This window comes from Arthrobacter sp. Y3221087, from assembly GCF_059089905.1.
Genome location: NZ_JBNHFE010000013.1, coordinates 1 through 25,003 on the forward strand (window position 1 = coordinate 1; position 25,003 = coordinate 25,003).

At 65.4% G+C, this 25,003-nt stretch carries 21 protein-coding genes, 1 tRNA gene, 2 rRNA genes and 1 riboswitch; of the genes, 15 read left to right on the top strand and 9 right to left on the bottom strand.

Features of this window, described 5'->3' with window-relative positions; translation table 11 throughout:
* The 4 genes from AC5RUO_RS19715 to AC5RUO_RS19730 all read left to right on the top strand — a co-directional run.
* Positions 1-211 (top strand): 23S ribosomal RNA (locus AC5RUO_RS19715); the annotation flags it as partial.
* 169 nt (positions 212-380) lie between these two features.
* Positions 381-497, top strand: a 5S ribosomal RNA gene (rrf, locus tag AC5RUO_RS19720).
* Between the two features lie 153 nt (positions 498-650).
* Positions 651-1,142: an SRPBCC family protein gene (locus AC5RUO_RS19725; RefSeq protein ID WP_494104416.1), complete on the top strand. Its 492-nt coding sequence runs from the start codon at positions 651-653 to the stop codon at positions 1,140-1,142.
* A complete protein-coding gene (locus tag AC5RUO_RS19730) occupies positions 1,139-1,384 on the top strand; it encodes a GNAT family N-acetyltransferase (protein ID WP_494012221.1) in 246 nt (81 codons plus the stop codon). The genes AC5RUO_RS19725 and AC5RUO_RS19730 overlap by 4 nt, the downstream gene beginning before the upstream one ends.
* Here the strand turns inward: AC5RUO_RS19730 and AC5RUO_RS19735 are convergent, their stop codons facing one another.
* Complete coding sequence (locus AC5RUO_RS19735; protein WP_494104417.1) at positions 1,385-2,440, bottom strand: LacI family DNA-binding transcriptional regulator; 1,056 nt, start codon at positions 2,438-2,440, stop codon at positions 1,385-1,387.
* 2 nt (positions 2,441-2,442) lie between these two features.
* Positions 2,443-4,176 (bottom strand): glycoside hydrolase family 13 protein, encoded by a 1,734-nt coding sequence (locus tag AC5RUO_RS19740; RefSeq protein ID WP_494104418.1) that lies wholly within the window; start codon positions 4,174-4,176, stop codon positions 2,443-2,445.
* Between the two features lie 194 nt (positions 4,177-4,370).
* Here AC5RUO_RS19740 and AC5RUO_RS19745 point away from each other — a divergent pair, with 194 nt between their 5' ends.
* Positions 4,371-5,747: an FAD-binding oxidoreductase gene (locus AC5RUO_RS19745; protein WP_494012224.1), complete on the top strand. Its 1,377-nt coding sequence runs from the start codon at positions 4,371-4,373 to the stop codon at positions 5,745-5,747.
* Here the strand turns inward: AC5RUO_RS19745 and AC5RUO_RS19750 are convergent.
* From AC5RUO_RS19750 to AC5RUO_RS19765, 4 genes are all read right to left on the bottom strand, one after another.
* A complete protein-coding gene (locus AC5RUO_RS19750; RefSeq protein ID WP_009359149.1) occupies positions 5,744-7,159 on the bottom strand; it encodes a DUF4032 domain-containing protein in 1,416 nt (471 codons plus the stop codon). The genes AC5RUO_RS19745 and AC5RUO_RS19750 overlap by 4 nt on opposite strands.
* Before the next feature lie 121 nt (positions 7,160-7,280).
* Positions 7,281-8,363, bottom strand: a complete 1,083-nt coding sequence (locus tag AC5RUO_RS19755) for an ABC transporter ATP-binding protein (RefSeq protein WP_013599924.1) — start codon at positions 8,361-8,363, stop codon at positions 7,281-7,283.
* Between the two features lie 218 nt (positions 8,364-8,581).
* A complete protein-coding gene (otsB, locus tag AC5RUO_RS19760; RefSeq protein ID WP_494053710.1) occupies positions 8,582-9,415 on the bottom strand; it encodes a trehalose-phosphatase in 834 nt (277 codons plus the stop codon).
* A complete protein-coding gene (locus AC5RUO_RS19765; protein ID WP_494104419.1) occupies positions 9,405-10,907 on the bottom strand; it encodes an alpha,alpha-trehalose-phosphate synthase (UDP-forming) in 1,503 nt (500 codons plus the stop codon). Before AC5RUO_RS19765 ends, otsB begins: the two co-directional genes overlap by 11 nt.
* Before the next feature lie 179 nt (positions 10,908-11,086).
* Between AC5RUO_RS19765 and AC5RUO_RS19770 the strand changes: the two genes are divergently transcribed.
* The 5 genes from AC5RUO_RS19770 to AC5RUO_RS19790 all read left to right on the top strand — a co-directional run bounded on the left by AC5RUO_RS19770 (position 11,087) and on the right by AC5RUO_RS19790 (position 16,495).
* Positions 11,087-11,962 carry a DsbA family protein gene (locus AC5RUO_RS19770; RefSeq protein ID WP_494104420.1) on the top strand — a complete coding sequence of 292 codons (876 nt, stop codon included), beginning with the start codon at positions 11,087-11,089 and terminating at the stop codon, positions 11,960-11,962.
* Between the two features lie 177 nt (positions 11,963-12,139).
* Positions 12,140-12,216 (top strand) — tRNA-Thr (locus AC5RUO_RS19775).
* A gap of 285 nt (positions 12,217-12,501) precedes the next feature.
* Positions 12,502-12,924, top strand: coding sequence for a ChaB family protein (locus AC5RUO_RS19780; protein WP_494012229.1), 423 nt, complete (start codon positions 12,502-12,504; stop codon positions 12,922-12,924).
* Between the two features lie 136 nt (positions 12,925-13,060).
* Positions 13,061-15,229 (top strand): elongation factor G-like protein EF-G2, encoded by a 2,169-nt coding sequence (locus AC5RUO_RS19785; RefSeq protein WP_494104421.1) that lies wholly within the window; start codon positions 13,061-13,063, stop codon positions 15,227-15,229.
* Between the two features lie 12 nt (positions 15,230-15,241).
* Positions 15,242-16,495, top strand: coding sequence for an MFS transporter (locus AC5RUO_RS19790; protein ID WP_494012231.1), 1,254 nt, complete (start codon positions 15,242-15,244; stop codon positions 16,493-16,495).
* Positions 16,496-16,535: 40 nt separating this feature from the next.
* Here the strand turns inward: AC5RUO_RS19790 and AC5RUO_RS19795 are convergent, their stop codons facing one another.
* A complete protein-coding gene (locus tag AC5RUO_RS19795; RefSeq protein ID WP_494012232.1) occupies positions 16,536-16,883 on the bottom strand; it encodes a hypothetical protein in 348 nt (115 codons plus the stop codon).
* A 263-nt stretch (positions 16,884-17,146) separates the two neighbouring features.
* On the opposite strand from AC5RUO_RS19795, the gene AC5RUO_RS19800 reads away from it, so the two are divergent.
* Complete coding sequence (locus AC5RUO_RS19800; protein WP_494012238.1) at positions 17,147-17,449, top strand: DUF4193 domain-containing protein; 303 nt, start codon at positions 17,147-17,149, stop codon at positions 17,447-17,449.
* Positions 17,450-17,678: 229 nt separating this feature from the next.
* Positions 17,679-18,230 (top strand): AMIN-like domain-containing (lipo)protein, encoded by a 552-nt coding sequence (locus AC5RUO_RS19805; RefSeq protein ID WP_494012233.1) that lies wholly within the window; start codon positions 17,679-17,681, stop codon positions 18,228-18,230.
* Between the two features lie 81 nt (positions 18,231-18,311).
* Here the strand turns inward: AC5RUO_RS19805 and AC5RUO_RS19810 are convergent, their stop codons facing one another.
* Entirely contained in the window at positions 18,312-19,868 is a 1,557-nt protein-coding gene (locus tag AC5RUO_RS19810) for an APC family permease (protein WP_494053718.1), read from the bottom strand.
* 222 nt (positions 19,869-20,090) lie between these two features.
* Here AC5RUO_RS19810 and AC5RUO_RS19815 point away from each other — a divergent pair, with 222 nt between their 5' ends.
* The gene (locus AC5RUO_RS19815) at positions 20,091-20,570 is read left to right on the top strand and encodes a Dps family protein (protein ID WP_494104422.1); all 480 of its coding nucleotides are present in this window, start codon (positions 20,091-20,093) and stop codon (positions 20,568-20,570) included.
* A 93-nt stretch (positions 20,571-20,663) separates the two neighbouring features.
* Here the strand turns inward: AC5RUO_RS19815 and AC5RUO_RS19820 are convergent, their stop codons facing one another.
* Positions 20,664-22,229, bottom strand: a complete 1,566-nt coding sequence (locus AC5RUO_RS19820) for an MFS transporter (RefSeq protein ID WP_494104423.1) — start codon at positions 22,227-22,229, stop codon at positions 20,664-20,666.
* A gap of 84 nt (positions 22,230-22,313) precedes the next feature.
* On the opposite strand from AC5RUO_RS19820, the gene AC5RUO_RS19825 reads away from it, so the two are divergent.
* Both AC5RUO_RS19825 and AC5RUO_RS19830 read left to right on the top strand, forming a co-directional pair.
* The gene (locus AC5RUO_RS19825; RefSeq protein ID WP_494012236.1) at positions 22,314-22,850 is read left to right on the top strand and encodes a TetR/AcrR family transcriptional regulator; all 537 of its coding nucleotides are present in this window, start codon (positions 22,314-22,316) and stop codon (positions 22,848-22,850) included.
* Positions 22,851-22,942: 92 nt separating this feature from the next.
* Positions 22,943-23,039: riboswitch (glycine riboswitch) on the top strand.
* Between the two features lie 193 nt (positions 23,040-23,232).
* Positions 23,233-25,003, top strand: a 1,771-nt coding sequence (locus AC5RUO_RS19830) for an aminomethyl-transferring glycine dehydrogenase (RefSeq protein ID WP_494104424.1), incomplete at its 3' end; no start/stop codon positions are given.

Consider the following 25,003-nt stretch of genomic DNA (forward strand, 5'->3'; position numbering starts at 1 on the left):
TACTGCCAAGTGCACCGCTGATTAGCTACGTTCGGATGGGATAACCGCTGAAAGCATCTAAGCGGGAAGCTCGCTTCAAGATGAGATTTCCATACACCATTGCGTGTGAGAGGCCCCCAGCCAGACCACTGGGTTGATAGGCCGGATGTGGAAGCGAGGACTAACGACTCGTGAAGCTGACCGGTACTAATAGGCCAACAACTTACACCACAAAACAAACACTGCCAGCGTCCACTATGTGGTTCCCAACCAACAAACCCCCAGGGGTCACGGTTGCACGGAACCAACCAATAACTGAATACAACACCACCACTGCCCCAACGGGCAGGAAGTTGTAACCAAAGATTTCCCCACCCCTTCCAGGGTGCGGGTACAAGGGTTACGGCGGTCATAGCGTGGGGGAAACGCCCGGTCCCATTCCGAACCCGGAAGCTAAGACCCACAGCGCCGATGGTACTGCACCCGGGAGGGTGTGGGAGAGTAGGACACCGCCGGACAACACATCACGGTCGAGGCCCCAACCACAGGTTGGGGCCTCCCGCATTTAAACAACCAACCACCAAACCAAGCTCCCTGAAGGCATTCGGGGAAGTGACGGTCTGTTGGCGGAGGCACTTTTGGGTTAAGAGACCCCGGTAGAGTTGATCACCATGAACAGCCTCTTCAGCCATGGCCAGGACCCCTGGGAAGACGACAGCCAGCCCGCATCGGATCTGCTGGAGCCTGTGGTGCATACCGTCGTGGTGCCGGGGACCATAGCCCATGCCTTCGCCGGCTTCACGGACCATACACACCTGTGGTGGCCGCTGGAAGCCCATGGCGTTTACGGGGCTGACTCCTATGTCGAGTTCGAAGAGAACCTCATTCTTGAGACCGCCGACGACGGCCGAACGAATATCTGGGGAACGCTTGATGACTGGCAGCCGCCGTTCTCCTTCCACGCCACGTGGCATCCCGGCACTACGGCCCTGTGGTCCACTGAACTCCTCGTGGTATTCAAAGCGGTGGATGAGGGAACAGAAGTTCGCGTATTCCATGACGGGTGGGAAGGCGCCGAGGAACCCGCTGCAGTCCGTGCTGAATACGCCGACGCCTGGCCGGAGATCCTGGCAAGGTATGCCCGGTTCATGGGGGCTGAATGACCGAAATCCGTCGCCTGGAAGAGGGAGACGTGATGCTGCGCCGTTGTATCGCAGCAGCAACGGATGAACTGCAGGAGGACCTGCTGGAGCTTGGAGTGCATGAGGACAATGTGCGGGCCCAGCGCCTCTACCTGCGCCATGGCTTCAGGGACACAGGAAGGCGTAGGCCCTACCCGCTGGATCCGGCTGCCAAGGAGCTGGTGATGGAACTGCAGCTCAAGCCCAAAGCTGACGGGGAGTAGCTACAGCGTCCGAGTAGAAGCCTGCGCTGGCGGTACCGCCGTACTCGTCCGGATGATGAACTCCGTGGGATATTCGTGGTCGGTGGCACTTTGTCCCGCACCGCCGTCGGACTTCTGTCCGCCATCGCCAAGCAAGTCGAGGGCGGTTCGTGCCGCCAGCTGGCCCTGCCCCCGCGGATCCTGGCTGATGGTTGTCAACCCGAACGTCTCTCCAAGCTCATGCCCGTCCATGCCCACCACGGAAAGATCGTGCGGAACCTGCAGGCCGAAGTCACGTGCTGCGAGGATGATGCCGACAGCCATCTCGTCAGAAGCCGCGAACACGGCAGTAGGCCGTTCCGCTGCCGTCCCCAGCATGCGGCGTGCGCCCGCATAGGCTCCGTGGATGGTGAAATCGGCCGGTACCTGCCATTCCCGGCGAAGTGGCAGGCCCGCAGCCGCCATCGCCTTTTCGAAGCCGCCGCGGCGGATTCCCGGCAGCTTGAAGTCGCGGTCCAGTTCCGCGTCACCCGTCATGTGCGCAATCCGGGTGTGGCCCAGCCGGATGAGGTGGTCGGTGGCCTCCCGTGCCAGCCGTTCATCGTCAATACGGATGGTGGACGCGCCCGGCAGCGCTCCGCCGATCCCCACGATCGGACGGTGGACAGCCAAGAGCTGCCGGATCTCCTCTTCACTCAGCACCAATGCCACCGCGATCACGGCGTCCAGGCGCTTCCGCAGCAGGAAGTCGTTGAGCACGCTGCTGCGCCGTTCAGGCTGCTCGCCGACGTTATACAGCGTGAGGTCGTAGCCGGCATCCAGCAGGGTCTCCGAGACTCCCTCAAGTACCGAGGAGAAGTACCACCGGTGCACATGCGGCACCACAAGCCCTATGTTGTGGTTGCGCCCCGAAGCGAGGCTGGAAGCGTGGTAGGACGGGACAAAGCCCAGCTCCTGCGCAGCCTCCTGGGCAAGCCGGCGGGCACGCGGTGACACGTTGGCTTTCCCGCTCAACGCCCGGGACACGGTAGCCACGGACAGGCCCGCTTTGGCTGCTACCTCCTTGATGCCCGCCATGCTCAGTCTGCTGCGGCGCCGGGTCCAAGCTGGATCCAGGCAGTCTCGCCCGAGGCGAGGTCCGTACCGGACTCCGAGGGAAGGCTGCGGACGATGACCTGCCCGGCGGGCAATTCCAGTGGCTCGTGGTTGAGGTTCATAAGCACCAGCGTAGTGCCGTTGACATACCCGAGTGAGGAACCGGTGCACCAGTCCTCTGCCCAGGCGAGCGAGCCCCGGCCCAGGTCCAGGTCCCTCCGGATCCGAAGGATGTTCCGGTACAGCGCGAGGTGCGACGACGGCGAAGCAGCCTGGACGTCGCGCGCCAAGGCCGGGAACGTGGGCGGAAACGGCAGCCAGGGGGTGGCTCCGGCACCAAAGCCGAGGTGCTTGTCCGCGGCACGCCACGGGAGCGGAATGCGGCAGCCGTCACGGCCCAGGCGCTCCCCGCCGGTCCGCGCGAAAGTGGGGTCCTGCCGCTGGTGCTCGGGGATGTCGATGCCGTCGGGCAACCCAAGCTCTTCACCCTGGTACAGGTAGGCTGCACCCGGCAGTCCCAGCATGAACAGCGAAGCGGCAGCTGCCCGGCGGCGCCCTAGTGCGGTGTCCGGCGGGGGATCAGCGGGGCTAATCCCGTCCCCGTCACGAGGGCCCGGCCCGTTGTAGCCGAAGCGGCTGGCATGCCGGACGACGTCGTGGTTGGACAGCACCCAAGTGCTTGGGGCGCCAACGGCGTCCAGCGCCACCAGCGAGTCCGTGATCACTCCGCGCAGCCGGTGGACGTCCAACCCTGCATGCAGGTACGGGAAGTTAAAGGCCTGGTGCATCTGGTCCTCCCGTACCCAGTTCGCGAGCCGCGGCAGCGGATCAACATTGGCCTCGGCGCAGAGGATGCGGTCCGGCCCGTACTCGTCCAGGACCCGGCGCCAGTGGCGGTAGATGTCGTGCAGGGCCGGCTGCCCGAACATCGGTGCTTCATGGCCTGGGAACCCGTCGCTGCTCCCGCCGTCCGCCCGTCCGCCCCAGGCAGGAAGCCCGGGAGCCTTGACCAGGGCGTGGGCAACGTCCACGCGGAACCCGGAGACGCCGCGGTCAAGCCAGAACCGGAGGACGCGTTCAAACTCGGCATGGACGGCCGGGTTGTCCCAGTTGAAGTCGGGCTGGGAGGAATCGAAGAGGTGAAGGTACCACTGGTCCGGCTGGCCGTCCGGGCCGGCCACCCGGGTCCAGGCAGGCCCGCCGAAGTGGGACTGCCAGTTGTTGGGCGGCTCGTGGCCGCCGGATCCGGTGCCGTCGCGGAAAATGAACATCTCTCGCTCGGGGCTGCCGGCGGGCGCCGCCAGGGCGGCCTGGAAAGCGGGGTGCTGGTCGGAGCAGTGGTTGGGAACCAGGTCCACGATAACCCGCAGGCCCAGTCGGTGGGACTCGGCCATCATGACGTCGAAGTCGCCAAGGGTGCCGAAAATCGGGTCCACATCGCAGTAGTCGCTGACATCGTAGCCCGCATCGCGCTGCGGAGAGCGGTAGAAGGGCGACAGCCAGACCGCGTCCACGCCGAGGTCCGCCAGGTGCGGAAGTTCCTCGGTGATGCCGGCAAGGTCGCCTATGCCGTCGCCGTTGAAGTCGCGGAAAGACCGCGGGTACACCTGATAGATCACGGCTGAGCGCCACCAGCCCGGGACGGCGTCCGCAGCGTGGATGAGTGTCAGCGGGCCGGCATCGAGTGTAGTGCTGGGGATCACAGTTTCGACAGACATGGTTGACAGTTTAGACAAGGAGAAGGGGAAAATGAAAACGCTTCCATACTCTTACGGCCGCATAACGTTCGCCACGAGGGCGTTGCTGCAGGTCAGTAGTGGAAACGCTTGCAGTGATGCAGGGATACGTTACGAAGTGCGTGCGCGGATGCCCCTAGACTGAGGAGACAAATTCGGCGCCGGATGGAGGCCTTGTGGGCAGCGTGCTTGATGAACTCGAGGGCATGCTCGCCCATGGGCAGGTTGACGTGAGAGAGGCCGCGCTCCGCCGGTACGCCGTGGACCAGGCGCCTATCATCGACTTCCACCTGCCACTCGCCGTCGTTTTCCCGCAATCCGTTGCGGACGTCCAGGCCGTGGTGCGCGCCTGTGCGGCCAGGGGTGTGGCGGTGGTGGCCCGGGGAGCAGGGACTGGAGTGTCCGGAGGCGCCCACGCCACGCGCAATTGCGTTGTCATGTCGCTGGAGCGGATGGACCACATCCTTGCACTCAACCCGGACGACGAAACGGCAGTCGTGGAACCCGGAGTGGTCAACGCGGTGCTCAACGAAGCTGCCGCCGTGCATGGCTTGATGTACGCACCGGACCCAGCGAGCTTCCGCACGTCCACGATCGGCGGCAATGTGGCCACGAACGCGGGCGGGCTGCGCTGCGCAAAGTACGGGGTCACCAGGGACTCGGTGCTGGCCCTCGACGTGGTGCTTGCGGACGGTTCCCTTCTCCACACCGGCCACCAGACGTTCAAGGGCGTAGCGGGCTATGACCTGACGGGATTGTTTGTCGGCTCGGAAGGGACGCTGGGCATTGTCGTCGGAATCACCGTGCGGCTGAAGTACCTGCCCCACGAGGTGCACACGGTGGCAGCCTTCTATCCCGACTTCCGGATGGCTGCCGCGGGCGTCCTGGCAGTAGGCAAGGCGCGGGTCCAGCCCGCCATCATGGAACTGCTCGACGGCGGCACGTTGGCCCAGCTGGACGACATCCATGGGTCGAACCTCACCGCACGGGGCGGCTCCCTGCTCCTGGTCCAAACGGACGGGTTTGGCGCCGGTGCCGAGGCGGAGGTGGTGCGCACTGTTCTGCGGTCCGGCGGTGCGGTAGTCACCGCGGAAGCCAGCGCCGAGGCTGAACGGCTGGTGGAGCTCCGGCGTCACAGCAGGGGCGCGGAGGTTGACGATGAGTATCGGGTGGGGGAGGACGTGGCCGTGCCGCGTTCGCGCCTGGTGGATTATGTCGGCGAGCTGGAGGCCATGGCCGTCCGCCACAACGTGAACCTCAAAGTGGTGGCCCACGCCGGGGACGGCAATCTGCACCCCACCTTCTGGATCGAGCGGGACGGCAGCGGCGTGGATGCCGGGGCGATGGAGCGGCTCCAGCGGGCCCTGGACGAAAGCATTACGGCCGCCCTCGGCATGGGCGGCACCATCACGGGCGAACACGGGGTGGGCCAGTACAAGCTGCGGTGGCTGGGGCAGGAGCAGCCGGTGCCGCTGCAGCAGCTACAGCGCAGGATCAAGGAACTGTTCGACCCCGAGGGCATCCTGAACCCGGGTAAAGCGATCCTGCCTTAGTCGTCCGCGTCCGGGTATTCGTCGATGGACTCCTCGTCGCCATACCGGGACTCCTCGGTCTCCACCTCGAGGATCTTCAGCAGCCCGGTGTCCGGGTTCAGCATGATGGCTGCCTCATCCCGGCGGTGGCGGAGGATGGAGTCGATGTAGGACTGCACCGCCTCGGCCAGGGGAATGTGGCGTTCCTGCTTCTCGGACATGTACCAGCGGTGTTCCAGGACTTCGTGAACCACCTCTGCCTGTTCCAGCTTGCCGGACATGTCACGGGGGATGGAACGGACGATCGGCTCGAAAACCTGGCTGACCCACAGGTGGGCACTGTATTCCTCATCCATGTCCGGGTTGTTGTCAGCCCGGAAGGAGTCCATGTCGTTGAGGAGGCGGCGCGCCTGGTTCTCCTGTGCGTCCAGGCCGGTGAGGCGGAGCAGGCGCCGCTGGTGGTGCCCGGCGTCCACCACCTTCGGCTGCAGCTGGATGGTGGAGCCGTTCTGGGTGGTCTTGATGGCATATTCCTCGACGTCGAAGCCGAGTTCGTTGAGGCGGCGGATGCGGGCACCCACGCGCCAGCGCTCGCCGAGTTCGAAGGACTCCTTCTCTGTCAGCTCAGCCCAGAGGCGCCGGTAGCTGTCCATGATGAGTTCACTGGTGGCCACGGGGTCCACCTTTTCCTCGATCAGTCCGCCGTCCAGGAGGTCCATGAGTTCGCCGGCGATGTTGACCCGTGCAATTTCAAGATCGTATTCACGCTGGCCGGTGGAGAGGTCCGGGTACAGCTCGCCGGTTTCCGCGTCCACGAGGTAGGCGGCAAAGGCGCCGGCGTCGCGGCGGAACAGGGTGTTGGAGAGGGACACGTCGCCCCAGTAGAACCCGATCAGGTGCAGCCGCACCAGGAGCAGCGCCTGGGCGTCGATGAGGCGGGTCAGGGTGTCCTTGCGGAGCATCTGGGAGAACAGCGCCCGGTACGGCATGGAGAACTTGAGGTGCCGGGTGACCAGGACCGGGTTGAGTGGCCGACCGTCCGGGGTTGCGCGGCCGGTAATGACCGCCACCGGCTCCACGCAGGGCACGTCCAGCCGGGCGAGCTTGCGAAGCATGTGGTATTCGTGCCGGGCCACGTGCTCCGAGGTTTCCTTGATGGCGATGACGGAGCCGCCGAGGTGGGCGAAGCGGACGATGTGCCGAGAGATACCGCGGGGGAGGGCAGCGAGGTATTCGGCCGGCCAGTCTTCGAGGGCAATATGCCAGGGCAGGTCCAACAGTTCGGGATCGGCGGCAGCGGCGGTGATGTTAAGCGACGAGACCGAGGCGGCTTTCCCGTCGTCGGCACTGGCGGCCACGAACCGCGGCAGTTTTCCGATCTGCGCGTAGTCGGTGGGTTCGTCGTGCCACTGGGCGCTGTATTCCTCGGTCATGGCTTCAATTCTTCCGTACTTGGCGGTGGGCGGCTAAATTGACGGCCGGCGCATTTAAAGGCCGACGGCGGCCCACACCGTTTGCGAAAAGGTGTGGGCCGCCGTCGGTTAGGCGTGGGATTTAGTCGCCCAGGCGCAGACCGGTCTTGGTGTCGAACAGGTGCACGTGGCCCGACTGCGGGCGGACGTAGATGGATTCGCCCTTCATCGGAGGGCGGCGGCCGTCGACGCGTGCCACGATGTCGTGGTCCTTGCCGTCCAACGTGGTGTGGCCGTAGACATAGGCATCGGCGCCGAGTTCTTCGACGACGTCCACCTCAACCTTCAGGCCCTCGCCGTGCGGAGCGGTTTCCAGGTCTTCGGGGCGGCTGCCGAGGGTGACGGTGGAGCCGTGTGCCTCTTCCAGGACGTCGCGCGGCACGGGGTAGACGGTGCCGCCGAACTGGACACCGCCGTCAACGACGGGCAGTTCCAGCAGGTTCATGGCGGGGGAGCCGATGAAGCCGGCAACGAAGACGTTCTTTGGACGGTCGTAGAGGTTGCGCGGGGTGTCAACCTGCTGCAGCAGGCCGTCCTTGAGCACAGCCACGCGGTCACCCATGGTCATGGCCTCGACCTGGTCGTGGGTCACGTAGACCGTGGTGACGCCGAGGCGGCGGGTCAGCGACGCGATCTGCGTACGGGTCTGGACACGCAGCTTGGCGTCCAGGTTGGACAGCGGCTCGTCCATGAGGAAGACCTGCGGGTTACGCACGATGGCGCGGCCCATGGCAACACGCTGGCGCTGGCCGCCGGAGAGTGCCTTCGGCTTGCGGTCCAGGTACTGCTCGAGGTCGAGGAGCTTTGCTGCTTCGCGAACGCGCTCGGCGCGCTCTTCCTTGGAGACGCCGGCGATCTTGAGGGCAAAGCCCATGTTGTCGGCCACAGTCATGTGCGGGTACAGCGCGTAGTTCTGGAACACCATCGCGATGTCGCGGTCCTTCGGCGGAACATCGGTGACGTCGCGGTCACCGATCAGGATGCGGCCGGCGTTGACGTCCTCGAGGCCTGCGAGCATGCGCAGGGAGGTGGACTTACCGCAACCGGAGGGTCCCACGAGGACCAGGAATTCGCCATCGGCGATGTCGATGTTGAGCTTATCGACGGCGGGCTTATCTGTGCCCGGGTACAGACGCGTAGCGTTGTCAAAAGTAACTGTAGCCACAGTTATCAATCCCTTCACCGGCAGGTACGTGCCGGACGATCCGTTGTGAATGGTTCATGTTTGTTCAGTTTTGTGTTGCAAGGTGGACTCCGGACTGGCCGCAGTGCACCGAGTGACGCCGCACGGTGTCTGTGCGCCACATCACAAGCAAGAGTATGTCAGACGCGTTGTTTATTGTTGCAAATGTTACGGACGTCACATGTTGTCCTGGACACCCTTTACTCCGGCGCCCCGTCCGGATCCTCTTCCGCGACGGCCAGGCTCCGCTCCTGCAGCAGCGCCTCAAGCAGCTCCGCAACGTGCACCGGCGCCTCCACGCGGTACTGCGCCTGGGTGAAGTCCAGGCCCACTTTCACGCCCACATCGCCGGGCTCCAGCCGTGCCAGCGCGTCTTCGTCAGTGGTGTCATCCCCGGCGAACAGGACTGCCGTGGCGCCTGTTGCCTGCCTCAGGAATGTGACGCCTTCGCCTTTCGAGGCGTTGACGACGGAGGTCTCCAGGACGCGCTTGCCGTCCTTCAGGAACACGCCTTTCCGGTCCTGCAGGAGTGAGCGTGCGGCAGCTACCGCGTCCGCGGCGACGTCGTCCGCCGCCTGTCGCGTGTGCAGCACCACGCCTGCCGGCTTGTCCTCGAGCATGGTTCCGGGAGCCTCGGCCACAATCTCCGCGAGGAGGGCGCGGACCTCGGCCAGCAGCGCCGTCTGCTGTTCATCCAGTGTGAGCCCGGTGGAGCCGGGCCCCAGCCAGGCTTCCGCCCCGTGGCTGCCGATGAGCAGTGAGTCCACCGGCGGCGAAGCGACGGCGCGCAGGCTGGCAAGGGCCCGGCCTGAGATGAGGGCCGTCGTCGTCCGCGGCAGCGCGGCGAGCCCAGCGAAGGCGGCGGCCGCGCGCGGCAGGGGGCGCGCGTCATCGGCGTGCGCCACTATGGGCGCCATGGTCCCGTCGAAGTCCATGGCCACCAGCAGATGTTCGGTGCCGGCCACGCGCCGGACGGCCTGGCGGAGCTCCGGGGACAGCGCCAGGAAAGTTCCGGTGCGGCCGTCAGGAGTCATCCCGGACCACCTTTTCGTTCAGGGCCCGGAGGAAATCGGCGGACCAGGCATCCACGTCGTGTTCAAGAATCTGCTTCCGCATGGCGCGCATCCTCCTGGCGGCATCGCGGGGAGGGAGTTCAACGGCACGCATGATGGTGCTCTTGAGGCCGTCGATATCGTGCGGGTTCATTAGCAGGGCCTGCTTGAGCTGGTCAGCGGCACCGGCAAATTCACTGAGGACCAGGGCGCCGTCGTTGTTGGTCCGGGCGGTGACATATTCCTTGGCCACGAGGTTCATGCCGTCCCGCAAGGCGGTGACCAGCATGACGTCGGCGGCCAGGTACAGGGCCACCATTTCCTCTACCGGGTAGCTGTGGTGCAAGTAGCGGACGGCGGTGTTTTCAATGGTGTCGTAGGTGCCGTTGATGTGCCCCACCGTGCCCTCCACCTCTTCGCGCAGGAGGCGGTACTGTTCCACGCGCTCACGGCTGGGGGAGGCCACCTGGATCAGGGTCGCGTCGCCCACCTTGAGCTTGCCGTCGGCCAGGAGCTCCTCGAATGCCTTGAGCCGGTGCCGGATGCCCTTGGTGTAGTCCAGCCGGTCCACGCCGAGCAGGATGGTCTTGGGATTTCCCAGGTCCTGGCGGATCTGCCGTGCCCGCTCAATGATCTCCGGCCTGGCGGCAAGTTCGCTGATTTGCTGGACGTCAATGGAGATGGGAAAAGCCTGTGCCCGGGCAATGTGGGTGATTTGGCCGTCCTGGCCTTTGACATGCACCTGCTGCTGCTTGACGCTGGCACCCAGGAACCGCCGTGCCGAGCGCATGAAATTCCCTGCGTCGCTTACCCGCTGGAAGCCCACCAGGTCGGCGCCGAGGAGCCCATCAATGATTGCGTGCCGCCAGGGCAGCTGCGCGAAAATCTCCGGTGGCGGGAAGGGGATGTGGTTGAAGAACCCGATCTGCAGGTCCGGGCGGGCCCGGCGCAGCATCCGGGGGACCAGCTGCAGCTGGTAGTCCTGCACCCACACCGTGGCGCCCTTGTCCGCGTGGCGGGCGACGGCGTCGGCGAACCTCTGGTTGACCTTCCGGTAGGTGTCCCACCACGTGCGGTGGAATTCCGGCGGGGCGATGACGTCGTGGTAGAGCGGCCAGAGGGTGGCGTTGGAGAAGCCCTCGTAGTACAGCTCCACGTCATCGGTACTGAGCTGGACGGGCACCAGGTCCATGCCGCCGTGGCTGAAAGGCTCTACCGTTTCGTCGGGGGCTCCGTGCCAGCCCACCCATGCGCCGTCGGTCTTGGTCATCATCGGGGCCAGCGCGGTGACGAGGCCGCCCGGCGAGCGGCGCCAGCCCGAGCCGTCATCCCCGCTTTCGCCGGGTGCGCAGCGGTCGACGGGCAGCCTGTTGGAGACCACCATGAAGTCGTATTTCGTCTCGTTGCCATGGCTGCTGCCGGCGGCACCGGCTGCAGCTGTAGCGGCGGGTTTTTCCTGGACGGGTGTTTGCATTGCGGCCCCCTGGGGTTGCTTGTGCCTCTTTCCCCACCCTAACGGGACGGAATCATCGGTGCTATTCGTCCGTTGGTCAAGCCCGATAAATACTTGAAGAGGCAAGCTCTCAGGTTTCTCCCCTAAAATGGGGGTGTGCCACGAAGTGGACCCCCTACGTCAATCGACCCAAGGAACACATGAGCCCTGCAAACGAAGTACGCAAGTCCAAGGCTGAGCGAACCGCGGAGGCGCGCGAGAAAGCGCGCTTGATCCGGGAAGCCCAGGTCAAGAAGGACAAGCGAAACAAGCTGCTGATCGGCTGGGGCATCGTGGCGGCGGTGGTGGCCATCCTTGCGGTCGTGGCCCTGGTGGTTACCACCAGCATCCGGCAGAACACGCCCATCGCGGACCAGGGTCCGGTGCCCGCCAACGGCAATGTCAACGGCGGTGTAACGCTGCTGGCCAACACCGAGGTGAAGGCAACGGATTCGGCCACGGTGGACATTGCCAAACTTCCGGCCAAGCCCGACGCCTTGCCCAACCCGGTGGTTGCCCCGGGCGCCGAGGCTGAAGAAGGCCAGCCGGTGAAGGTCGTGGCCTACATCGACTTCATCTGCCCCGTCTGCAAGCGCTTCGAGGACACCTACAACGACGCGCTTACCGGGCTCCGCAACGAGGGCAAGATCTCCCTTGAATACCGGCCGCTGGGCTTCCTGGACCGCCAGTCCAGCACCAACTACTCGTCCCGCGCAGCCAACGCCGCCGCCTGCGTAGCTGACCAGGCGCCGGACAAGTACGCGGAATACGTCGACGTCCTGTTCACGAACCAGCCTGCCGAAGGCGGAGCGGGCCTCTCGGACGACAAACTCAAGTCCCTCGCCAGCGAGATCGGTGCGGACATCAACAGCTGCGTGGACGACAAGACTTTCCGCCCCTACGTGAAGTACTCCACGCAGCTGGCGTCCAACACCGGCATCACCGGCACCCCCACCATCTTCATTGACGGCAAGCAGTGGGACGGCACCACCGACCTGAATGACGACATCCAGGCCGCGATCGACGCGAAGGCCTAGCACCGGCCCGACTGCTGCCACAAGGGGCCCGGTGCCGGAACGTCAAACTGTTCCGGGACGGGGCCCCTTGCTGTCCCATTCCGGTATGGCCTGCCTCGCCCCCGGCGTTTTTACCACCGGCGGGAGTTGGGCTAACCTTATCTAGCGCCGTCACGGCGCGCCCGCCCGCCAGGGCATGCCTCCTTAGCTCAGTTGGCCAGAGCACCGCTCTTGTAAAGCGGGGGTCGTCGGTTCGAATCCGACAGGGGGCTCCAGAAGAACCCGCCGCGTGGCCTGGTCCTAGCTGCCGGACACCCGGGAGCTGTCAGCCTCCTGCAGCTCCTCCTCGGCCGTCGTCTGGATCAGCGCAAGGAGTTTGGGATCCAGCCCGGGGCGAATTCCTCCCGGCGTTCAGCATCCAGTACACGTTCTGGAGTCCCTGGTCCAGCAGCTTCTTCACTTCCGGAAATCACTGAAAAATCGGGGCACGTCCCCGTGGCGGGACTAAGCTGGTGTCATCTTCAAATAATCAGCCTGCTGATAAAAGGAGGATGGGTGCCATGCCCAAGACCGGGAAAAACGACCACGCACGCAAGGACGAGCTTCCCTCAACGCTACAGCGCTCAGAGCAAAAAGCCCAGGACACGTTCGCCAAGACCTACGATTCCGCGTTGGAGTCCTACGGCAACGATGAGAGCCGCGCCGCCCGCGCCGCCTACGCATCCCTTAAGCACAGCTACGAGAAGGTGGGGGACCACTGGGAACCCAAGGGCAAGAAGGGCCCGTCCGACAAGCGGGCCGAGGAGGGCGTCAAATCCTCCAAGCCCACCGCCGGGGGAGTGGATGCCAATGCTTCCAAGGAGCACTTGCTCCAGCTCGCCAAGAAGCTGGACGTCAAGGGCCGTTCAAAGATGGACAAGGGCGAACTGGTCAAGGCACTCCAGAAGGCCAATGACGCAGCCACCCGGAAGGCCAGGAAGTAGCCTCTCTGCGCGCCTGCCGTGACAGGGCACATCGCAGGTTCCGGAGCGCTGGCACTCTTGCCGTAACGCGTCCCAGGGTGTCGAATCAGAGGACACGTTAGGACGGGTTGCAGGGCAAAGACGCCAGGAGGATCCCATGTCGGTCAAAGGCACGAAGGACACAGCGAGGACATCCGGCGGCCGGACCGGCCCGGAAGCACGCCGCTCGGACGGGTCTGCCGGAATTGCCGCCGAGGAGCCGGCCGGAATCCGCAACATCGCACTGGTCGGCCATTCGGGTGCGGGCAAAACGATGCTCATTGAAGCGCTGCTCGCCGCCAACGGCGTCATCACGCGGAAAGGGTCCATCGCCGACGGAACAACGGTGAGTGATTCCGATCCTGCCGCTGTCCACCAGCAGCGCTCCGTCACGCTCTCGCTGGTGCCCCTGATGGTGGACGGCATCAAGGTCAACCTGCTGGACACTCCCGGCTACCCGGACTTCATCGGCGAGATGCGCGCCGGGTTGCGTGCCGCGGATGCTGCCCTCTTCGTCGTTTCGGCCGTCGACGGGATCGACGCCACCACCACTGCCCTGTGGGCGGAGTGTGAGCAGGCGAGGCTGCCACGCGCCGTCGTGATTACCCGGACGGACCACCCGCGCGCTGACTACGACGGCGTCCTCGCCGAGTGCCGGAAGGCGTTCGGGGAGGGCGTCCTTCCGCTCTACGTCCCGGTCCGGGCGGGCGGGGACGTCACCGGGCTCCTGGGGCTTTTGTCCCGGACCGTCACCGATTATTCGGTGGGGGAGACTCCCGGCTCCCGTGAGGCGGACGCGGGCGAACTGGCAGGCGTCGAGGCAGCCAGGGGTGAGCTGATCGAGGGGATCATCGCCGAGAGCGAGGATGAGACCCTGATGGACCGCTACCTTGGCGGTGAGGACATCGACACCGGGGTTTTGATCGACGACCTGGAAACCGCTGTTGCCCGGAGTTCGTTCTTTCCGGTCCTTCCAGCGTCGGCGCTGACGGGCCTGGGCACTGCCGAACTGCTGGAAGTGCTGGTCCGCGCGTTCCCGCCGCCGACGGAGCGCGGCCTGCCGGGGGTGACCGACCTGGCGGGACAACCGGAGGGGTCGCTGGCCTGCGACCCCGCCGGGCCGCTGGCCGCAGAGGTGGTCCGGACATCCATCGACCCGTTCCTCGGACGGATCTGCCTTGTCCGGGTCTTTTCCGGGACGCTGCGTGAAGACTCGCCGGTGCATGTTGGCGGACACGGGCTCGCGGACCGCGGCCACCAGGACCACGACACCGACGAGCGCGTCACCCACATTTACTCGCCGCTCGGGGCAACCCTGCGACCGGTGCCGTACTGCGTGGCCGGGGACATGTGCGCGCTGGCCAAACTGGGGAGCGCCGAAACGGGGGACACCATTTCCTCCCGGGACAAGCCCCTGATCCTCGCAACCTGGGAAATGCCGGAGCCGCTGCTTCCAGTGGCGGTGGAACCGGACTCCCGCAGCGACGAGGATGCGCTGGCACGAAGCCTGGGCAAGATCGCGGCCGGCGACCCCACCCTCCGCGTGGAACGGAACGCCGAAACACACCAGCTGGTCCTGTGGGTGATGGGCGAAGCGCACGCCGAGGTGGTGCTGGACCGGCTTCGCGAGCAGGGCGTGAAGCTGCATACGGTGGACGTGGTGACCCCGCTCCGGGAAACCTTCGCGGCACCCTCGGCCGGGCATGGCCGCCATGTGAAGCAGTCAGGCGGCCACGGGCAATATGCCGTCTGCGACATTGAGGTGGAACCGCTCGACCGCGGCGGGGGCTTCGAGTTCCTGGACAAGACGGTTGGCGGGGTGATCCCCGGGACCTTCATCCCGTCCGTGGAGAAGGGTGTCCGCGCACAGATGGAGAAGGGAGTGTCGGCAGGGTTCCCGGTGGTTGATGTACGGGTGACGCTGGTGGGCGGCAAGGCGCACAGCGTCGACTCCTCCGACGCCGCCTTCCAGGCCGCCGGCGCACTGGCGTTGAGGGAGGCTGCTGCAGCGGGAAGAATCCAGCTCCTGGAGCCGGTGTCATCCGTGGGTATCACCGTTTCGGACGAGCACGTTGGTTCCGTCATGAGCGATCTGTCCGGCCGGCGGGGAAGGCTGACCGGAACCACCTCCACCGGGGACGGGCTGACCGAAATCAGCGCCGAAGTGCCGGACCAGGAACTGCTGCGCTACGCCGTGGAACTCAGGGCCCTGACCGCCGGAACCGGCCGGTTCACCCGCCGCTACCTGCGGCATGATCCTGTGCCCGCCAGCTTCAGCCCCTCCTAAGCCTTTCCCCCGATGAACGCGGCCGCACGGAAGATCCAGCGGGTCTACCTGACGCTGACACTGGGCAACACCCTTGCGACGTCCTTCATCTGGGGGATCAACACCCTGTTCCTGCTCGACGCGGGACTCAGCAACCTCGAAGCCTTTGCCGCCAACGCCTTTTTCACTGCCGGCATGGTGCTCTTCGAGGTGCCTACGGGCGTAGTGGCGGACAGCTGGGGCCGGCGGGTGTCTTTCCTGCTCGGCACCATCACCCTGGCTTCGTCCACATTCCTGTACTACCTGCTCTGGCAGTGGTCAGCCCCGTTCTGGTGGTGGGCTGTTGTGTCCGTGCTGCTGGGCTTGGGCTTCACCTTCTTTTCCGGGGCGGTGGAAGCCTGGCTGGTGGACGCCCTGCATTTTTCCGGCTACGACGGCGGGCTGGAAGCGGTGCTCGGGCGGGGGCAGATGGTGTCCGGGGTGGCCATGCTGGGCGGTTCCGTGGCAGGCGGCGTGATCGCCCAGGCCACCGACCTGGGTGTGCCGTTCCTGATCCGCGTGGGCGTCCTGGTGGCCATGTTTGCCGTGGCGTTCCTGCTCATGCACGACGTCGGCTTCACCCCGGAGCGGTCGCCGCACCCACTGCGGGCGACCCGATCGGTCCTCAAAGCTTCGATCGACGGCGGTTTCAAGCACCCGCCGGTGCGTTACATCATGCTGGCTGCCCCGTTCACGGAAGGCGTTGGCTTTTATGTGTTCTACGCCCTGCAGCCCTACCTGCTCCAGCTGTTCGGGGACCCCCGGGCCTACGCCGTTGCGGGGCTGGCGGCTGCCATCGTGGCGGGAGCGGACATCGTGGGCGGGTGGATGGCGCCCCGCGTCCGGAAGCGGGTCCGCAGGCGCACCACTGTGCTGATCGTGAGCAACGTGGTCAGCTCATTGATCCTGGTGGTGCTGCTGTTCACCACGGCTTTCTGGCTGGCCCTGGTCCTGCTGGCCCTGTGGGCAGTGGTGGGCGCGGCAGGCACACCGGTGCGCCAGGCGTACCTGAACGACATGATTGCGTCGAAGCAGCGCGCAACTGTCCTCAGCTTCGATTCCCTGATGGGCTCCAGCGGCGGCGTGGTGGTGCAGCCCCTGCTCGGCCGGAGCGCGGACCTCTACGGCTATCCGGCATCACTGGCTGTCAGCGGCGCCGTGCAGCTGCTGGCCGCGCCGTTCATCCTGCTCAGCCGCCGGCAGCGCTCGCAGGCGGACACGGCGTCGGACCTGACCGCAGCACCCTAGCCGTAAACCGCAGGCCGTCCAGACCGGAACCGCTGCAGCCTCAGTCCCCGTCCATCAGTTCAAGCAGCTTTCGTGCTGCGTCCCGGATGTCGTCGTGGCCGTACTGGGCGGCCCTTCCCTCGAGCGAGATGACCGCGCACCGGTGCACCTTGCTGAAGTCCCCGTACGGAAAGCTGACGCTGCCCTTGGTGCCCTCCGTCTTTTCGTCATCCCGGCCCAGGTGCCACGCAGCGAAGTCCTTGAAGCCGTGCTTGTCGATGAACGAGTTTTCCTGGTCCGTGGACGGGGCATGCTCGCTCCAGTCATCCCGGATATCCCGTTGGACCTTTCCTTCCTTGATCAGCCTGCGCGCCTGCTCAAGTGCCGTGCGGTTAAGCTTTGCTGCCATGGTGCCTCCTTCACGCTGCGCTCCGGCTGCTGGGGCCGGCGCGCTTTCAGCGTAGGACCGCGCCCGGCAAACCGCCACGGGTTAACGGCTGCGAGACGGGCGGGAAACGCCGGCCTAGCCCGCGCCGTGCACGGTGAATCCGCGGCAGACGCCGCGTGATTGTCCGGTGGAACACACTATTGCGCCGGTGACGGGATCATGCCCTAAACTGCTTCACTGAGGTGCCGGAAATGGCGCTGCGCAGCAACGAAAGTGAACAGGCTATGGCTACCGATTACGATGCTCCACGCAAGCAGGAAGAAGAGTCTCCGGCTGACTCGCTCGAGGCCCTCCAGGCGTCACGTGGCGGCAATGCGCAGACCGCGGTCATTGACGTCGATGAGAACGACACCGCCGAAGGTATCGACCTGCCCGGCGCCGACCTGTCAAACGAGGAACTGACCGTCATTGTTGTTCCCGAGCAGCAGGACGAATTCACCTGTTCATCGTGCTTCCTGGTCCGTCACCGGTCGCAGGTGGCGCTGGAAAAGAACGGTATGAAGTACTGCATCGAGTGCGAAGGCTGACCCCCTTTTTGCAGCAGTCCGGCGACCGTTACCGCCGGTAACGGGATGATGCAGAAACGGCAGCGGAAGGGTCAAGAAAGGCCCGGAATCAGCGCCGTTTTTATGGCCTCTTAATGCTGGCCGCGGCAGACTAACGGTTGCGCGCCGAAGCGGCCACAAGCCTCGTTTCGCGTGCATGAGGCTCCTAGTCTTGAGCTATCCAATCGCTCCTTCCTTGGGTGGCTCCACAATGAAAAAACTCTCCATCTGGCTCACGGCTATCCTTATGGCCGTCGGCCTGGGAATCCTGGTTCCGGGGCCCGCGTCGGCAACCACTTCGTATTGCGGACTGGTCTGGGGGTCCCTGTCCAAAGCTGACGACACGTTCAGCAAAGCATCAGTCACCAACGTCCGGACCGGGCAGCACTACTGCTTCGACCGGATGGTGGTGGACCTCAATGGCCCTGCAACGGGCTACAGCGTGCGCTACGTTCCGCAGGTGGTCCAGGACGGTTCCGGCTTCACCGTCCCTGTCCGGGGCGGCGCCCGGCTGCAGGTCAGGGTGAATGCCCCGGCCTATGATCCGCAAACCGGGCAGCCCACGTATAACCCGGGCAACCAGGCGGAACTCTCGAACGTTGCCAACTACCAGACCTTCCGCCAAGTGGCCTGGGCCGGCAGCTACGAGGGGTACACCAACATCGGCCTCGGCGTCCGTGCCCGCCTTCCGTTCCGGGTGTTCACCCTGGACGGACCTGGTTCCGGCTCCCGCCTGGTGGTTGATGTGGCGCATTTCTGGTGACGCGTCCGCCGTCGTAAGGCAAAAAGGTGCCGTGCCCCCGGATCCGGGGGCGCGGCACCTTTACGTGCGGACTGCAAATTCCTACTCGGGGACCACCAGGGCAGGGGTGTCCTGTTTCAGGGTTTCGCCCCGGAAGAAGCCGGGCCGCACCTTGGCCATCACCAGCATGAACACCGCGCCCATGGCCAGGATCCCGACGCCCAGCACGAAGACCAGGCCGACGCCGAAGACCTCCGAACCGCTGCCGAACTCGGGCGCGAGGCTGTCCACGGCGGTCTGGAAGAACACCACGAACAGGCCCACCCCGCCAAGCACCGGGCACAGCAGCCGCAGGATGAAGTTGCGGGCGCTGCTGAAGACGCTGTGCCGGAAGTACCAGGCGCAGGCCAGGGCTGTCAGGCCGTAGTAGAAGCAGATCATCAGGCCCAGCGACACGATGGTGTCGTTCAGGACGTTCTCGCTGACCACATGCATGACGGCGTAGAACCCGGCAGAAACGAGGCCTGCAATGACGGTGGCGAAGCCCGGCGTCGCGAACTTCCTGCTGACCTTGCCGAACCGCTCCGGCAAGGCGCCGTAGTGCCCCATGGCCAGCAAGCCACGCGCGGGGGACATGAACGTGGACTGCAGGGAGGCGGCTGAGCTGGACAGCACGGCAAGCGACATCAGGATGGCGAACGGGCCCATGATGGGGGAGGCGAGGGCCGTGAAGATGTTCTCGTGGTTGTCCTCATTGTTCAGCCCGTTGCCCGTATCTCCGAGTCCGGCGAACATCATGGTGGCGATGCTGACCAGGAGGTAGATGGCAAGGACAATGATGGCGGTCAGGGTACCGGCCACACCGGCAGTCTTCTTGCCGTTGGCCGTTTCCTCGTTAAGCGTCAGGCAGACGTCCCATCCCCAGTACACGAAGATGGACAGTGAGATCCCGGCGGCTATCTGGCTGAAAGTTTCGACTTTGGTGATGTCGAACCACTCCCAGCTGAAGGGGATGGCCGTTTCGGAAGCGGACCAGTTGGCGAACGCCATGGCCACGAACAGTCCAAGGACCAGCAGCTGGAACCCCACCAGGCCGTACTGCACCAGCTTGGTGGCGTGCAGGCCGCGGTAGCTGACCCAGACGGCCAGGGCCACGAACACGAAGCACGTCAGGACGTTGATCGCCTTGTTGTCGGCAAGGTCCGCCAATTCGGCGGAACCTGTGAGCTGCGACAGGAAAAGGTAGAAGAAATCGACGGCCACGCCCGCGAGGTTGGACAGGACGATGATGTTGGCGGCGAGCAGGCCCCAGCCGCCCATCCAGCCCACCCAGGGGCCGAAGGCCTTGGTAACCCAGGTGAAGGTCGTACCGCTGTCCGGGGAATCGGCGTTGAGTTCCCGGTAGGCGAGCGAAACCAGGATCATGGGGATGAACCCGATCAGGAAGATGACAGGCAGCTGGAGTCCGACTTCATTGACGGTGGGGCCCAGTGCACTGGTGAGGGTGTAGGCGGGGGCAATGGTGGAAATACCAAGGACGACGACGGCGAGGAGGCCCAGCTGCCCGCCCTTCAGTCCTTTGGCGCTGATTCCGCCGCTGCCCGAGGGTTGGTTGCCGGAGCCGGCTGAGGACGTACTGGTGCGGAGCGTCTCTGTCATGGCACCACTTTCTGAAGACTTTATGATCACGATCACTATATGAATGACGTTCATTTAGTATGGGGGCGGGAAGGCCGGAGCGCAAGGGGCAATATGAATCACATTCGTTTATGACCGGCGCCACTCCAGTTAGTAAGCTCACTGAGAAATTCTTATCCGGGCCCTTCAGGCCTTTCGCGGGGCTGGTAGCGTCGCACGTACTGGACCACTCGAGGAGGACTGATGAAAGCTTCACCGACCCTGACCAACAACCTGCAGGCCGTGCTCACCGACCTGATTGAACTGCACATCCGGGGCAAGCAGGCGCACTGGAACATCGTGGGCACCAACTTCCGGGACCTCCACCTGCAGCTTGATGAGATTGTTGATGCCACGCGGCAGTTTGCCGATGACACGGCGGAGCGCATGCGCGCCCTGCATGCACTTCCGGACGGCCGCAGTTCCACTGTGTCCGGGTCCACCAGCCTGGCGCCGTTTCCCGAGGGCCTGATCAGCACCAAGGATGCGATCGAACGGATCGTGGCCGCCCTCGAGGCGGCCGTGGGCACCATGCGCAAGGTCCATGACGAGGTGGACGAGGAAGACCCCACCAGCGCGGACCTGCTGCACGAGTTCATCCTCAAATTGGAGCAGTTCGCCTGGATGGTGAACGCCGAAACCATGAAGCCCACGGCCAGCGTAACCGCCCCGGATTCCAAGTAGCCCGCCGGCGGGGAACGCCGGCACGCAGCAAGCGCCCGGCGTCTGAGGTTCATCTCCGGCGCCGGGCGCTTTTGCTGTGCTTGACACTGCCGCTTAGGTGGCTGTTGGGACTTTATGAAGTACGACGGCGGCGAGGACTGCCGCCCCAGCCATCAGTACCAGCCCGATTGCCGCGGTGACGTGGACGCCGGAATCGAAGGCTGCCGCCGCAGCATGCCGCACCGCGTCAGCCAGGGGTGCCGGCAGGGCGGCAGCCACATCCATGGCGCCGGCGAGGGTTTCGCCCGCGTTGTGGATGGCGCCCTCGGGTACCGACTCCGCCAACGCGGCCGGCAGCCGGAGGTTGTGCTGGTAGGAAGCTGTCAGGATCGAGCCCAGCACTGCGGTGCCCAGGAGGGCGCCAACTTCGTAGCCGGTCTCAGAAATGGCGGCGGCGGCACCGGACTTCTCCGGCGGCGCTGCCCCCAGGATCAGGTCGTTTGAAATAGTCTCGGCCGTACCCACGCCCAGGGCAAGGACCAGCAGGGCGGCCAGCAGAAGCGAGGGGCCGCCGTCGTGGTTCCCGAAGGTGACCACGCTGTACCCCGTGGCGCTGAAGGCCAGCCCGGCGGCCACCACGAACCCCGGCCGCACGCGCCGCACCAGCGGCACCACGGCCAGCCCTGCCACCACCGTGGCCACAAGGGCCGGGATCATTGCCATGCCCGCTGCCGAAGGGGACATGCCCTCGAGCAGCTGCAAGTGCTGCGCCAGGAAGAGGATGAAGCCGTTGAAGGAAAACAGGGCCAGGACGTTGGCCGTAATGGCCATGCTGAACACCCTGTTCCGGAACAGGGACATATCCAGCAGCGGATTGGCCAGCCGCAGCTGCCGGCGCACGAAGACTGCACCCATGGCCAGGCCGAAGGCGATGCCGGCGATGGCTGCCGGGCCGGCGCCTTCCGTGGCCAGTTCCTTGATGCCGTAGACCAGGGGGACCATCACCAGCAGGGACAGCAGGATGCTGGGCACGTCCACGCGGCCCGGGGCGGGGTCCTTTGACTCCGGGATGAAGGCCGGGCCGAAGGCCAGGAGGGGCAGCATGAGCGGCACGGCCACCAGGAACACCGCGCCCCACCAGAACTGCTCCACCAGCCAGCCGCCAAAAATCGGTCCCAGGGCCGCCCCGCCGGAGAACCCGGCTGCCCAGATGGCTACCGCCAGCCTGCGGCGGCGGGGCTGCGGAAAGATGTTGCGGATCAGGGAGAGCGTGGACGGCATCAGCATCGCGCCAAAGAACCCCAGGGATGCCCGGCCGGCGATCAGCCAGGCGGGGCTTGGGGCGAAAGCCGTGGCCGCGGACAGGGCGGCAAAGCCGATGCTCCCGATGACCAGCAGCTTCCGCCGGCCAATGCGGTCGCCGAGGCTGCCCATGGACACCAGCAGGCCGGCGAGCACCAGGGGGTAGGCGTCCACGATCCACAGGAGCTGGACGCCGGTGGGTTCCAGGGCTCGGGCGATCGCGGGCAGGGCAAAGGTGAGGGCGGTGTTGTCCACGGCAACCAGCAGGACCGGGAACATCAGTAAGCCCAGGGCAAGCCAGTCGCGCCACGGCGCCCGCACGGCCGGGCCGCCGGCGGGGGCCGTCGGGGTCCTGGTGGGGGCAGCGGAAGTTGTCATGAAATAACTATACCGTCCAGACGGTACAGTTACGAATCCGGACGGGTTGGAGAGGCCGCCGCCGCAAAAGGCATGATTAGACGCATGCCCCGAAAGCCCGTAGCCCGTGAAGCGGTCCTTGACGCCTTTGAAGCCCTCCTGATTGAGGTGGGTGAGCGCGCGGCAACCCTGGATGCCGTTGCGGCGAAGGCCGGAGTGTCCAAAGGCGGGCTTCTGTACCACTTCCCCAACAAGGAAGCCCTGATCCAGGTGCTGCTGGACCGGCTTGACGGGCTGGCAGGAGCCGACGCCGATGCCATGGCAGCTGCCGGGGAAGGGGCTGCGGCCTACTTCATCCGGTCTTCCGTCTGGGCGGATACTCCGCTGGACCGGGCGATCGTCGCCGCAACCCGCCTGGCGGAGGTGGCGCACGAGGAAACGCGCCGCCGGTTCGCAGCGATCCAGCAGCGCTGGCTCGACGAGATCGCGGCCGACGTGGGCCCGGCGCTTGCCAAAGCAGTGCTGTACATGGGGGACGGGCTCTACTTCAACGCCATGCTGTCTGTGGGGCCGGTACCACCGGGCGGCGCGGCCGCCGATGTGGACGAATTGCTGGCAGCCCTGGAGCGCCTGCGGCGGTAGCCGGCCATTTGCCCCAGCCGCTGCGGCGTAGGACAATTAAGCGCTGTGGGAGCCGCCAGCGGCTTCCCGCGACAATCCAAATAAATAGCCTTTGATCTGCGGCGGGAGAGTTCTGCCGAAAGTACAGCAGGCGCCGTAGGAGCAAACCCTCCCCAGGAATCTCACAGGCCCATGTACCGCCGCGGCGAGGCACCTCTGGAAAGCAGCAGGCAGTCCGCCTGGGTAACCCGTTGAGCGGGAGCCTTGGGCTGTTGTGTTCACCGACGGTGCAAGCGGGGCCACGCGCAAGCTGGCAACGCGGAAACTCTCAGGTCCAATACAGAGCGGGGAGGAACCCGAATCGCTGCGGCGTACCCTGCGCCGCCTGAATTATGGAGTTCCTGTGACTGCTTCCCCGGTTTCCGCCACCTTTGTTGACCGGCATATCGGCGCCCGCCGCTCTGCCGAGATCGGCGCCATGCTCAAGGCCGTCGGCTATGACAGCGTGGATGCGCTCGTGGACAAGGCGGTTCCCAAGGACATCCGGCAGGACACCCCACTGACGCTGTCGCCGGCGCTGAGCGAGGTTGAAGCGCTCGCAGAACTGCGCAAGCTTGCGGCGAAGAACAAGACCGCGGTCCAGATGATCGGCCAAGGCTATTACGACACCGTGACGCCGCCGGTGATCCGCCGCAACATCCTGGAGTCCCCGGCCTGGTACACGGCTTACACCCCGTACCAGCCCGAGATTTCGCAGGGCCGGCTCGAAGCGCTGCTGAACTTCCAGACCATGGTCCAGGACCTGGTGGGGCTGCCCATTGCCAACGCCTCGCTGCTCGATGAAGCCACCGCGGTGGCCGAGGCAGTGCTCATGATGAGGCGCGCCAACAAGAACAAGGATGCCAAGGACGGCAAGACCGTCCTTGACGCCGACTGCATGCCGCAGACCATCGCCATCGTCAAGGGCCGTGCCGAGGCGCTGGGCTTCGACGTGGAGATAGCCGATCTTTCCGCAGGCCTGCCGGACGGTGCCATCAACGGCATTGTCCTCCAGCAGCCCGGCGTGTCCGGCCGGGTGTGGGACCAGTCCGGCGTCATCACGGCGGCCAAGGAACGCGGCGCGCTGGTCACCGTCGCTGCCGACCTGCTCGCCCTGACCCTGATCACGCCTCCGGGCGAGCAGGGTGCTGATATCGCTGTTGGCTCCGCCCAGCGTTTTGGTGTCCCGTTGTTCTTTGGCGGCCCGCACGCTGCCTACATCGCCGTCCAAAAAGGCCTGGAGCGTTCCATGCCCGGCCGCCTGGTCGGTGTGTCCAAGGACGACGCCGGTGCCCCCGCCTACCGCCTGGCGCTGCAGACCCGCGAGCAGCACATCCGCCGCGAGAAGGCGACCTCCAACATCTGCACCGCGCAGGCACTGCTGGCCATCGTCTCCTCCTTCTACGCCGTCTACCACGGCCCCGAGGGCCTGAAAGCGATTGCCCAGACCACCAACCGCCATGCCCGCACGCTGGCAGCTTCACTGAAAGCCGCGGGACTCGATGTCCTGCACACCTCCTTCTTCGACACGGTCACTGTCCGCGTACCCGGCAACGCGGCGGGCATCGTTGCCGCTGCGGAGGAGAAGGGCATCAACCTCCGCGGCATCGACGCCGACACCGTGGGCATCTCCGTGGACGAAACCACCACGACGGCGACCGTCGCCGGCGTCGTCTCCGTCTTCGGCGGGGAGGCAGTGGGATCAACGGCGTCATTCGCACTGGACCCCGCGGTTGAGCGCACCTCAGAGTTCCTGCAGCACCCGGTGTTCAACACCCACCGGTCCGAAACCCAGTTGCTGCGCTACATCCGCAAGCTCTCTGACCGTGACCTGGCGCTGGACCGGACCATGATTCCGTTGGGCTCATGCACCATGAAGCTGAACGCCACGGCCGAGATGGAGGCCATTTCGTGGCCGGAGTTCGCCTCGATCCACCCGTTCGCCCCGGATTCCCAGACCGAGGGCTGGCGTGAACTGATCGCAGGACTGGAAGCGGACCTGGCGGAGATCACCGGCTATGACCAGGTGTCCATCCAGCCCAACGCCGGGTCCCAGGGCGAGCTCGCCGGCCTGCTCGCGATCCGCGGCTACCACCGTTCCCGCGGCGAGGGCCAGCGCAATGTCTGCCTGATCC